The sequence below is a fragment of the Vibrio sp. 1CM24A genome (assembly GCF_023161725.1).
GTDB lineage: Bacteria > Pseudomonadota > Gammaproteobacteria > Enterobacterales > Vibrionaceae > Vibrio > Vibrio coralliirubri.
Genome location: NZ_JALNTS010000018.1, coordinates 24,903 through 36,658 on the forward strand (window position 1 = coordinate 24,903; position 11,756 = coordinate 36,658).

General features: G+C 45.9%; 10 protein-coding genes and 1 riboswitch. Of the genes, 2 read left to right on the forward strand and 8 right to left on the reverse strand.

The features are described 5' to 3' along the window. Positions 1–101 precede the first annotated feature (101 nt). Positions 102–1,043, forward strand: a complete 942-nt coding sequence (locus MSG38_RS23740; RefSeq protein ID WP_012605070.1) for a LysR family transcriptional regulator — start codon at positions 102–104, stop codon at positions 1,041–1,043. Positions 1,044–1,165: 122 nt separating this feature from the next. Continuing rightward, a complete protein-coding gene (locus MSG38_RS23745) occupies positions 1,166–2,956 on the forward strand; it encodes an aminopeptidase P family protein (protein WP_248402778.1) in 1,791 nt (596 codons plus the stop codon). Between the two features lie 114 nt (positions 2,957–3,070). Here the strand turns inward: MSG38_RS23745 and thiH are convergent, their stop codons facing one another. From thiH to MSG38_RS23785, 8 genes are all read right to left on the reverse strand, one after another. Beyond that, on the reverse strand, positions 3,071–4,183 hold the full coding sequence (gene thiH / locus MSG38_RS23750; RefSeq protein ID WP_017061318.1) for a 2-iminoacetate synthase ThiH: 1,113 nt from the start codon (positions 4,181–4,183) through the stop codon (positions 3,071–3,073). Positions 4,184–4,190: 7 nt separating this feature from the next. Continuing rightward, positions 4,191–4,955, reverse strand: a complete 765-nt coding sequence (locus MSG38_RS23755) for a thiazole synthase (protein ID WP_017067772.1) — start codon at positions 4,953–4,955, stop codon at positions 4,191–4,193. Between the two features lie 2 nt (positions 4,956–4,957). Beyond that, the gene (gene thiS, locus MSG38_RS23760) at positions 4,958–5,167 is read right to left on the reverse strand and encodes a sulfur carrier protein ThiS (RefSeq protein WP_048610390.1); all 210 of its coding nucleotides are present in this window, start codon (positions 5,165–5,167) and stop codon (positions 4,958–4,960) included. Further along, positions 5,164–5,946 carry a HesA/MoeB/ThiF family protein gene (locus MSG38_RS23765; protein ID WP_248402779.1) on the reverse strand — a complete coding sequence of 261 codons (783 nt, stop codon included), beginning with the start codon at positions 5,944–5,946 and terminating at the stop codon, positions 5,164–5,166. Before MSG38_RS23765 ends, thiS begins: the two co-directional genes overlap by 4 nt. Further along, positions 5,936–7,228: a thiamine phosphate synthase gene (locus tag MSG38_RS23770; RefSeq protein ID WP_248402780.1), complete on the reverse strand. Its 1,293-nt coding sequence runs from the start codon at positions 7,226–7,228 to the stop codon at positions 5,936–5,938. Before MSG38_RS23770 ends, MSG38_RS23765 begins: the two co-directional genes overlap by 11 nt. Then, positions 7,228–9,177: a phosphomethylpyrimidine synthase ThiC gene (gene thiC / locus MSG38_RS23775; RefSeq protein ID WP_248402781.1), complete on the reverse strand. Its 1,950-nt coding sequence runs from the start codon at positions 9,175–9,177 to the stop codon at positions 7,228–7,230. Before thiC ends, MSG38_RS23770 begins: the two co-directional genes overlap by 1 nt. 130 nt (positions 9,178–9,307) lie before the next feature. Beyond that, positions 9,308–9,406: riboswitch (TPP riboswitch) on the reverse strand. Positions 9,407–9,468: 62 nt separating this feature from the next. Next, complete coding sequence (gene crcB, locus MSG38_RS23780; protein WP_004736665.1) at positions 9,469–9,852, reverse strand: fluoride efflux transporter CrcB; 384 nt, start codon at positions 9,850–9,852, stop codon at positions 9,469–9,471. A 100-nt stretch (positions 9,853–9,952) separates the two neighbouring features. Next, on the reverse strand, positions 9,953–11,335 hold the full coding sequence (locus MSG38_RS23785; protein WP_248402782.1) for a multicopper oxidase family protein: 1,383 nt from the start codon (positions 11,333–11,335) through the stop codon (positions 9,953–9,955). Positions 11,336–11,756: the final 421 nt, after the last annotated feature.

Consider the following 11,756-nt stretch of genomic DNA (forward strand, 5'->3'; position numbering starts at 1 on the left):
AAGATTCTCCGAATGAGTTAATTTAGGTGCATAATAACCAACTAAAGATATGAACAAAAATGGCATATACTCATTAGCATTATTCCAAATAGGAAACTCACATGAATATTGAGAAACTATCACGCCTCGACTTAAACCTACTGGTTTGCTTACAAGTGCTGATGGAAGAGCTAAGCGTCACGCGCACCGCACATCGATTGTGCCTGAGCCAATCGGCTGTGAGTAAGTCATTAGCCAAGCTTCGCGAACAATTTAATGACCCTCTTTTCACGCGAAGTGCGCATGGCCTGCGGCCAACACCGAAAGCGGTTTTCCTTAAGCCTCGCTTAGAAACGTTGATCAACCAACTTGATGTGCTTACTCAGCCTGAGACATTCATTCCCAATAACAGCGACCACAGCTTTCACATCGCTGCCGTTGAGAGTGTTTACCCACTGATTCTTCCACACTTCTTACCAGCAATATTTCGACAAGCACCCAAGGTCAATATCAACACCCACGCGTGGACCGAACAAACCTTCAAGAAGCTACAGCTTGGTGAATTAGATATTGGACTCACCGGCAAAGACATCGACATTAACGATGCACGTTTAACCATGCTGCCGCCAGACGATATCTGCGAACAAGAGATCTATCGCGATGCACAAATGTGTGTGTTAAGACGCAACCACCCTGCTCTGAGTGGCAAATGGGATCTAGAAACCTACCTCGCCCAGCGTCATGTACAAGTAAGATGCGATGGTAACGACCGTTGGCTGCTCGATTACAAACTTGCCGACCTTGGGCATCAACGTGATATCGCAATCTCAGTACCGGACTTCAATAGCGCCGCTAGCCTGTGTACCTACACCGACTTTGTCTTTACCGCACCAAGCCACTTTACTTACCTTGTCGCCAAACAACTCGACTTAGTGGTTGTCCCTTTGCCAATGGAATTCCCGCCGATGGCATACACTCTATTTTGGCACCGTGATAGAGAAAATGACCCAGCGCTAACTTGGTTGCGAGATATCATCAAAGAAAAAACTCTGCATCTTAGATAAAAATGGCGTACAGCGTTTGCAGCAAACGAACAAAAGCGCTAGCTTATTGACCTAATAAGTCCCCTCATATGTATATCTACTGTGAGTGTTAACAAGGACCCTAACAATAAGGATAAACACAGATGCACAATATCACTGCTGAACGCGTTGCTGCGGTTCGAGCTTGGCTTGAAACAAACAACCTAGATGCCGTTATCATTCCACATGAAGACGAATATCTAGGTGAATACGTTCCAGCTCATAACGAGCGACTTCACTGGTTAACAGGTTTCACTGGCTCTGCTGGTGCGGCGGTTATCACTCGTGAGAACGCTGCTATTTTTGTTGATGGCCGCTACACGGTTCAGGTCCGTAAGCAGGTACCAGCAGAGTTATTTGAGTATCGCCACCTTATTGAAGAGCCGGCTTTAGATTGGATCACCAGTTCTCTAGCACAAGGCAGCAAGGTTGCATTCGACCCACGCATGCACACTGCTGCTTGGTTGAAAGGCGCACAAGCAAAACTAGCAGAGAAAGTTGAGCTAACGACACTCTCTTCTAATCCAATTGATGAGCTTTGGTCTGATCGCCCTGAGCCTGTCGTGTCTGATGTTCGTCTAATGGCGACCGACGCCGTTGGTCAGTCAAGCGAGAGTAAGCGCGCTGAGATTGCTGGCTTACTAAAAGCAAAAGGTGCGGACGCCGCTATCCTGACCGAGCTTGACTCAATATGTTGGTTGCTTAACATTCGTGGCTTGGACGTATCTCGCCTACCTGTTGTGTTATCCAACGCGATCATTCACGCCGATGAAAGCGTCGATTTCTTCCTAGACCCAGCACGCATCCCGGCTGGCTTTGAAGCACACGTTGGCAATGGTATTCGTGTATCTCACCCATCAGAGCTTGAAGCACGCCTTCAATCTTTGGAAGGCAAAAATGTATCTGTCGATTCAGGTACCAGTAACGCTTGGTACACGCTGGTTCTACAAAACTCTGGTGCTCATATCATTGAAGCAGCAGACCCATGCCTAATGCCAAAGGCAGCAAAGAATGAAACTGAAATTGCCGGCATGAAAGCGTGTCACATTCGTGATGGTGTGGCGATGGCGAAGTTCCTATCTTGGATTGATGCAGAAGTCGCGCAAGGTAATCTGCACAATGAAGCTGTGCTAGCAGACAAAGTTCAATCATTCCGCGAACAAGACCCAACGCTGATGGACCTAAGTTTTGACACAATTTCAGCAGCAGGCGGCAACGCTGCTATGTGTCACTACAACCACGAGAACCAACCTGAACCAGGTCAGTTAGAGATGAATACTCTTTACCTAGTCGATTCAGGCGGTCAGTACCTAGACGGCACAACCGACATCACTCGTACTATCGCGATTGGCCAGCCAAGCGACGAAATGATCCAGCAGTTCACGCTAGCGCTTAAAGGTCACATCGGTATCGCGCGTGCACGTTTCCCACAGGGTACTCGTGGTTTCCAACTTGATATCCTAGCTCGTCAGCATTTATGGGCAGAAGGCTTCGACTACGACCACGGCACTGGTCACGGTGTTGGTCATTTCCTAAGTGTTCATGAAGGTCCGCAAAGCATCTCTAAGAAGCTAATCGATGTACCTCTTGTTGAAGGCATGGTGTTATCAAACGAGCCGGGTTACTACCGTGCAGATGAATTTGGTATCCGTATCGAAAACCTAGAACTGGTGGTTGAACTGCCTACTCAAGGTGACTTCTCAGTACTAACGTTTGAGTCTCTAACACGTTGCCCTATCGATAAGCGCAACATCAATGTTGATTTGCTAACTCGACCTGAACTGGCATGGCTGAACGACTACCATCAGAAAGTTTGGAACGACGTTAGCCCATTAGTTGAAGGTGATACATTGGAATGGTTACGCCAATCAACCACTCCACTTGAGCACGCTTAATGTTTCGCTAATTCAAATTTAATGAAATGAAAAACGGCTACCTTAGGGTAGCCGTTTTTATTTGTCGATTTAACTTCGTCGATGTTTCACGTGGAACATCAATCTATGTGTTCGCTAACCAGAGTAAGCACTGTGCCAGTCTCGCCACACAGGATCAAAACCACGTTGACGAATCATTGACTCAACATCAGCAGCACTTCGCTCATCACTTATTTCAAATTGCTCGAGTTCTTCTTCATCAGAAGCATAACCACCAGGCTGGGTTTTAGACGCAGCCGACATACTGGTAATTCCCAATGGCAACACATTGTCGCGGAAAGCTGCAGACTCACGAGTCGAGAGAGACAATTCAACCTCAGGGTTTAATAAGCGATACGCACAGATAAGTTGAACCAACTGTTTATCACTCATAATCGATTTAGGCTGCAAACCACCCTCACACGGACGAAGACGTGGGAATGAAATCGAGTAACGTGTTTGCCAATAGGTACGCTCAAGATAGTCTAAGTGAGCGGCCACGAAGAAGCAGTCAGTACGCCAATCTTCCAAGCCAATCAAAGCGCCAATACCTATCTTATCAATACCCGCTTTTGCCAAACGATCGGGCGTTTCAAGCCGGTATTCAAAATCCATTTTATTGCCACGCAAGTGGTGTTCCGCGTAGGTACTTGGGCTATACGTTTCTTGGTAAACCATCACTGCATCTAAGCCAAGAGTTTTAAGCTCTGCGTAGTCATCTTGATCAAGCGGCTGCACTTCCATCGCAAGATAGTTAAATTGTGCCTTAATATTCGGCAGCACTTCACGGAAGTACTTCATCCCGACCTTGGTTTCATGCTCACCAGTCACCAACAGTACACTATCAAACTTCATCTTTTTGATAGCTGCACTTTCAGCATCGATTTCATCCAAAGTAAGTGTGCGACGCTTAATGCGGTTCTCCATTGAGAAACCACAATACGTGCACGCATTCGCACATAAGTTTGAGAGGTACAATGGAATATACAACGACATTGTATTGCCGAATCGCTTGCGTGTTAGTGCCAACGATTGTTGCGCCATCTGCTCTAAGTAAGGTTCAGCTGCCGGAGAGATAAGAGCCTTAAAGTCTTCCAAGTCGCGTTTTGGCTTACTCAGAGCGCGCTCAACATCCGCCGCCGTTTTGCTGAAGATAGACATACCAATGTCATCCCAGTTGAGCTGTTTAAATCGATCAACAAACGTCATAGGGACACTACTCGTCTAGAAATGAAGTTAGCGGACTAGAAGCAACCGCGTGAGACACCTGACCAGCGAGACCAGAAAGGTAAGCCATACGGCCAGCTTCAACTGCCAGTTTAAAAGCAATCGCCATATCAACAGGCTGTTGAGAAGCCGCAATCGCAGTATTAACTAACACGGCATCTGCGCCCATTTCCATTGCACGAGCAGCATGAGAAGGCGCACCGATACCGGCGTCAACAATCACAGGGACATTCGCTTGGTCGATAATGATCTCTAAGAAGTCTGCCGAAGCGATACCTTTGTTCGATCCAATCGGCGCACCTAACGGCATAACCGCAGCACAACCGACCTCTTCTAAGCGTTTACACAACACTGGGTCGGCATGGCAGTAAGGCAACACAACAAAGCCATCTTTAACCAGTTGCTCAGCCGCTTTTAATGTCTCAATTGGGTCTGGCATCAAATACTTTGGATCTGGGTGAATTTCCAGTTTGAGCCAATTTGTGCCTAGCGCTTCGCGAGCCAAGTGCGCAGCAAAGATGGCATCCTTCGCGTTCTTAGCCCCAGAGGTATTTGGTAGTAAGTTCACGCCAGCATCAATGATGGGCTGTAAAATATCATCTTGCTCAGAGCGAATATCAACCCTCTTCAACGCCATGGTTGCAAGTTGAGACCCGGAAGCTTCAATAGCACTCGCCATCAAGTGCTTGTTCGCGAACTTACCCGTTCCGGTGAAGAGTCGAGATTGAAACGTTTTATCTGCGATAGTTAACATGGTTAGCCTCCTGCAATGGCTTGGAAAAGAGAAATAGCATCGCCTTCATTGACAACCGTTTGTTGCCACTGACTACGCGGGACAACCGCATTATTGATAGCAAAGACACAACCCAGATCGGGTAGTGAAAGCGCTTGGATGATATCCGCTAGAGACGACGATTGTGCAACCTGTTCTGGCTGCTCATTGATAGAGATCGTTATGTTGCTCATTGGGTTTCTTCTTCTAAATAGTTAACTGTAGATGTGCAGCAAACGGGGCATTCACTATCTTGAGTGACACTTAAGTTTTGCCAGTTCATCGTCTGACCATCAAACAGTTTGAGCTGATGTGTTGCAACTTGGAACTCACCAGTGCTAATACGTTGAATCGCAGCCAGTGCTTGGAGGTTGCCTATGGTGCCAACGACTGGGCCGATGATGCCGCTATCGCTACAACGTGTCGTTTGCGGATGGTGACTGAACGGGAATAAACAGTGATAGCACCCTTTCTGCTTCTGATAATCAAAGACAATAAACTGACCTTTCCAGCCGATCGCAGAACCAGAAATCAAAGGCGTACTGCTGCCAAAACATGCTTGGTTAACCTGCTGGCGCGACTCAAAGTTGTCAGTACAATCCAACACCAAATCAGCGAGCATCACCTCAAGCTCAAGTTGGCTTTGAGTCATTCTCTTATTGATGGTTCTTACTTGGCTTAGACCATTAAGCTCACTCAGTTGTTGCTTAAGAGCTTCGACCTTAGGTGAACCTAACTGACGTTCCTTGAACGCTACTTGTCGTTGCAGGTTGGACGAGTCCACACAGTCATCATCAACCAATACGATTTTCCCGACACCGGAAGCCGCAAGATAGAGAACTGCTGCATTACCTAAGCCACCACAACCGATAACCAACACATGGCTATCTAATAGATTGCGTTGCCCTTGCTCACCCACTTCAGGAAGTGCGATTTGTCGTTGATAACGAATGAATTCGAAATCACTCAGCATGACTAAGCTCCCGAGTTACCTCTTTTACAGCACTTGTAGAACTGTCAGCCATTAATGCTTCAAAGAACTCAATCACTTGTTTTGGGTCTTCGGCTAACGTAATCGCACGTACAACAGCAAGGCTCGATACCCCACAATTCCAAACCTGGGCTGCCGTCGATTGGTCAATTCCACCAATCGCAACCGTCGGGTAACCAGTCAGTTCTTCTGTGTATGGGATAGTATCAATCAGCTGCTGATAGAGAGATAAACGCACAAGCCCTTGAGGCTTTGATGGCATCTGCTTAGTGGTGGTTGGGAATATATGCCCGAGCGCAATATAGCTTGGGTTGATTTGCACAATACGTAGCAACTCGTAATAGCCATGAGTCGATAGACCGATCTTAATACCAGCTTGGCTCAGTTGAGATAGGTTGGATTCTTCGATGTCCTCTTGTCCCAAATGAACACCAAAAGCATCATGCTTGAGTGCCAATTGCCAATAGTCATTGATAAAAACCTGAGCGTTGTGCTCTCTACCAAGTTCGATAGAACGTTCGATTTGTTGTTCTAAATCTACTTGCTCCGGGTTCTTAATACGCAGTTGAACTGTGTTGATTCCAAGCTCGAGTAGCCTTTCGATCCACTCAACATCATCAACCACTGGGTATAGTCCTAGGCTACTCTTACTCAGTTCAGGGAACGAAAGTGATGTTCCTTGGTGCGCCCAACCAACACTAATATCCAGTCGCTCATCTTCGAGAACGGGAATAGGAAAGTTTTGATAGTTTGCTGGCCATGTTCCACGTGAAACATTAGATGCTGCGCAAGCCAAAACCAGTGCGTCTTCTAATGGGAATTCCAACGCCAACAAAGTAACTAACCAAGCAAAATGACCACCACTATCTAACTCTTGATGAGCTGGAGTTTCACTCTTGATAGCACGATTAGCATCTAGCTGTGACCAGATATCCAATACTGCTGAGTCATCTAAGACACCGATATAGATGGTATTCGGAGTTTGTGCCAAGGCATCGCGGACATCAGCTAGCGCCACTGAATGACTGTAATCAACGATATGATCAAGCTCGCTTGAGCGACACTCCGCCAATGAATCAACATCATGAGCAAAACCAATAGATAACGCCTGCTGAGCATCAACGATAGAGAAGCATTGAGTTGGGCTTACACCCAACTCAACTGCATCGGTTGCCAAACCTTGTCGCTTAGCAACCAATAGACAGCTTTGCACCTCTCCCGTTAACTCAATATTTTGAGATGGGATAAGAATCTTCACTGTCATTATTCCTCTAATTGAGCTTCTTTTGCGCCTACTGCAGGGTGATAAAGTTCAGAGCCAGTATCACGAAACTCTTGAGATTTCTGACGCATCCCTTCCAACGGGTTATCTAGCATCTTAATCTCGATAGCCTGATCAGCTGCCACTTGTTCGGTGTCCTTCGCATACTCTCGAACTTCTTGAGAGATCTTCATTGAGCAGAATTTAGGACCACACATTGAGCAGAAGTGAGCAACCTTGCCTGACTCTTGCGGTAAGGTTTCATCATGGAAAGAACGCGCAGTTTCAGGATCAAGAGCTAGGTTGAATTGGTCTTCCCAACGGAATTCAAAACGTGCCTTTGATAACGCGTTATCTCGGATTTGTGCACCCGGATGTCCTTTAGCCAAGTCTGCAGCGTGTGCAGCCAGCTTGTAAGTAATCAGGCCAGTCTTCACATCTTCTTTGTTTGGTAAGCCTAGATGCTCTTTAGGAGTTACATAACAGAGCATCGCACAGCCGTACCAACCAATCATAGCCGCGCCAATTCCAGAGGTAATGTGGTCATAACCAGGGGCAATATCGGTAGTCAATGGACCTAGTGTATAGAAAGGTGCTTCATGGCAGTGCTCTAACTGCTCGTCCATGTTCTCTTTAATTAAGTGCATTGGCACATGTCCAGGACCTTCAATGATCACTTGCACGTCGTATTCCCAAGCAACCTTAGTCAACTCACCCAAAGTACGTAATTCGGAGAATTGAGCTTCATCATTCGCATCAGCAATCGAACCAGGACGTAGGCCGTCCCCTAATGACAGAGCGACATCGTACTTCGCACAAATCTCACAGATCTCACGGAAGTGGGTATAAAGGAAGCTTTCTTGGTGATGAGCCAGACACCATTTCGCGATGATAGAACCGCCACGAGACACAATACCAGTCACACGTTTAGCGGTCATAGGAACGTAGCGAAGCAATAAGCCTGCGTGGATAGTAAAGTAATCAACACCCTGCTCTGCTTGTTCAATCAAGGTATCGCGCATCACTTCCCAGTTAAGGTCTTCCGCAACACCATTCACTTTTTCAAGCGCTTGATACATAGGAACCGTACCAATTGGTACTGGGCTATTACGTAGGATCCATTCGCGAGTCTCGTGAATATTACGACCGGTAGAAAGGTCCATCACGGTATCTCCACCCCAGCGAGTTGACCATACTAACTTCTCAACTTCTTCTTCAATCGAAGAACTTACTGAAGAGTTACCGATATTGGCGTTCACTTTCACTAAGAAGTTTCGGCCAATAATCATCGGCTCGGATTCAGGGTGGTTAATGTTCGACGGGATGATAGCTCGGCCTTCAGCGACTTCTTTACGCACGAACTCAGGGGTGATTTCTTTCGGCAGATTTGCGCCAAAGTTATGGCCAGGGTGTTGGTGGTTCAACTGCTCATCAGCAAATTTCTGACGTCCCATGTTCTCACGTATCGCAATGTACTCCATCTCAGGAGTAATAATTCCCTGACGAGCATAGTGCAGCTGAGTAACACATTGATCGCCAGGCGCGCGACGAATTCTAGGCAGATTACCGTAACGAAGGTCGTCTAGAGTTTCATCTTCTAAACGCTCTTTGGTATAAACAGAGCTTACATCGTCTAATAGTTCTGTATCACCACGCTCTTCAATCCATTGCTCTCGTAACTTAGGAAGGCCACTGTAAAGGTCAATTTCGTGCGTAGGGTCAGTATAAACACCAGAAGTGTCGTATACATGAATTGGTGCATTAGGTTCGAATACAGGCTCTTTTTTGGTACCACCAACAAGGCTATCTGCTAGTGATATTTCTCGTACAGGGACTTGAATGTCCTCGCGAGATCCTTGGATATAAGCTTTTTTTGAATTTGGATAAGGTTGTACGGATAAAGAATCAATGAAATTCTTCGCTTCCAGTCTTGCTTGTTTACGACTCGACATAGCATTTTTCCTTGGCTTTTAGCCATTATTTATAGGGATAAAAATGCTTGACGGATAAGATGCTACAAGAGGGATCACAGCAAGAAAATGCAGTTGTGAGCTAGAGATAGATCTCTAGAAGGATTCTAGTTAGATATCTACTCTTGTTCCCTTCGCAGGTATTAGCCTGATCAGGTTCAACGGATCCCGAGTTAACGGTCTCAGCCATATGGCACTCCGACAAGTATGATCGAGTATATAAAAACGGCTTGGATAAACCAAGCCGAGTTGTTAACAAATCGTAAGAAAGTTTTAAGACTTTATCAGAAGTTGGAAGCCGATCCATGCGGCTGAAATACTGAGCACCACATTGAGCAGTACATTGAGCCCCATCTTGAAAAATGCACCCTGCTGCATAAGAAGCACGTTATCCATCGAAAATGTAGAAAATGTCGTCAGGGCCCCAAGGAAACCAAGACCGATAATTTGTCTCCACGGCTCCGTCGCAACCATCTCATTTTCAAACGCGGCGATGAGCAATCCCATAATCAAAGAGCCAATTACGTTAACGGTCAGCGTACCGTAAGGAAAACCACGCCCCAACATCACAACGCATAACTCTGAAATCAAGTAACGTGAACAAGCACCAAACGCGCCACCGATGGCGATAAAACCTAGAATAGATAACTGACCCATGAATCCTCCCAAACAATAATCCCTATATTCTAGCTTTAACGCCGATAAAAGCGAGGGTAGAAACTAAGAATGCATGCGCAAATATTAAACGTTACAGGTGTCACTTAACTTCAATATATCCCATCAAACCCGTTTTCATGTGTTCGATAACATGACAGTGATACATCCAGCGGCCAGGGTTGTCTGCAACAAATGCGGCTTTAGCTCGGCCGTTTTTTCCAAGTAACACTGTATCGGTATGGAAAGGCTCTTCAACTTTCTTCCCATCAAGTTCCAATACAGTGAATGTATGGCCGTGAATATGAATCGGGTGATGATATTGAGTGACGTTCTTAAGATCGAATATATAGGTTTTTCCCAGATCTAAAGTCGCCAAAGGTTCAGGGATATTATCCTTGCTCATCCCCTCCCATACTCGTTTATTAGTTAGCCAAAACTTAGGCATAGATTTTCCATCTTTGGATACTGGAGAAACCGCCCCTTCCCATTCAAATAAAAAGTCAATTTCTTCTGCATTAACCAAATCTAAGTTGGGGACAGGATTAAGGGGTAAAGAAGGTAAAAAGCGATTCTCAACAAGGGTTGAATCTACAACCTCGAACTCACACAAAGAGAAAGGAAAGCGTCCTTTCATTTGAAGGACGATCACTCGCCCACCGGCTTTGGGTGCTACCAATCCGATATCCACCCGCATCCCTGGGCCAATTTTATGTTGAGTCAGTTTATAAGGCGTTTTTACAGGGTTACCATCAATGGCAATCACCCATGCCTCAGCCCCTTCAACAGCAATAGGGTAAGTGATCGTATTATCGACATTAGCGATACGCAGCCTGGTCGTTGCATGTTGTTTTAACTCATAGACAGGCTCATGTATTCCATTAACGCTACTCCACTCTCCTGGCGTACCCATAAGGGCACTGAGCCGTGGGATCATTAGATCTTTCCATTGGCCTTTCTTATCTATATGCCAATGCTTAAGCATCAGTGCGTGTTCTTCATCAAACTGTACTGGTATGCTCTCCTCAACGATAATTAGACCAACCAAGCCCATACCAAGCTGTTTAACACTGTTCATATGTGGGTGATACCAAAACGTACCAGCATCTGGCGGGGTAAACTCATAAATGAATGTTTCACCTGGCATGATCGGTGGCTGACTTAAGAAGGGAACCCCATCCATTTCGATGGGAATTCTTAAACCATGCCAATGAATTGTCGTCGGCTCTGATAGCTTATTCGTAAAGCGGATCGTAACCTTTTCACCCTGTCGACATCGAATCGTTGGTGCTGGAATCTGACCATTAAAGCCTAGAACATTAGTCTCAAACCCCGTCACGAGTTCAGCGGTTGAAGGCTCTGCCGTTAGGTCATAAACATACTTTCCTTGTTCATCAACCGCCCGTTTCATAGAGCAAGCAGGCAGTACAGTGAGTGCAGATATAGCGAGAGATGATTGAATAAACTTGCGACGGGAAATATCCATATTTGTTGCCTTTTAGTAATAACGACCAAAATGTAACAAAATATTGAGAATAATTCTCATAAAGAAGCGTGGTTTGTGCTGTTGGCTGTTTATAAAAGAGGCTGAGATAAGTAAGCACTTACACTTTTAAGGCTAGGTTTTAGTAAAGGTAGGCATTACCGACTAAAAATCGAACAAGTATAAAGCAAAAAGTTCTGCCGGGACGCGCAGTCTAGAGCCTTAAATATGGACGGAAGGAGAGATTAGACCGGGCTGGCGAGCTAGGGGAACGCCTAGTTATCCCAACATTGCTTCGTAGAAGCAACAGATGCAAAAAAGCCCCAGCATTTCTGCTGAGGCTTCGTATATGGCAGGGGTGGAGAGATTCGAACTCCCAACACGCGGATTTGGAATCCGCTGCTCTGCCAATTGGAGCTACACC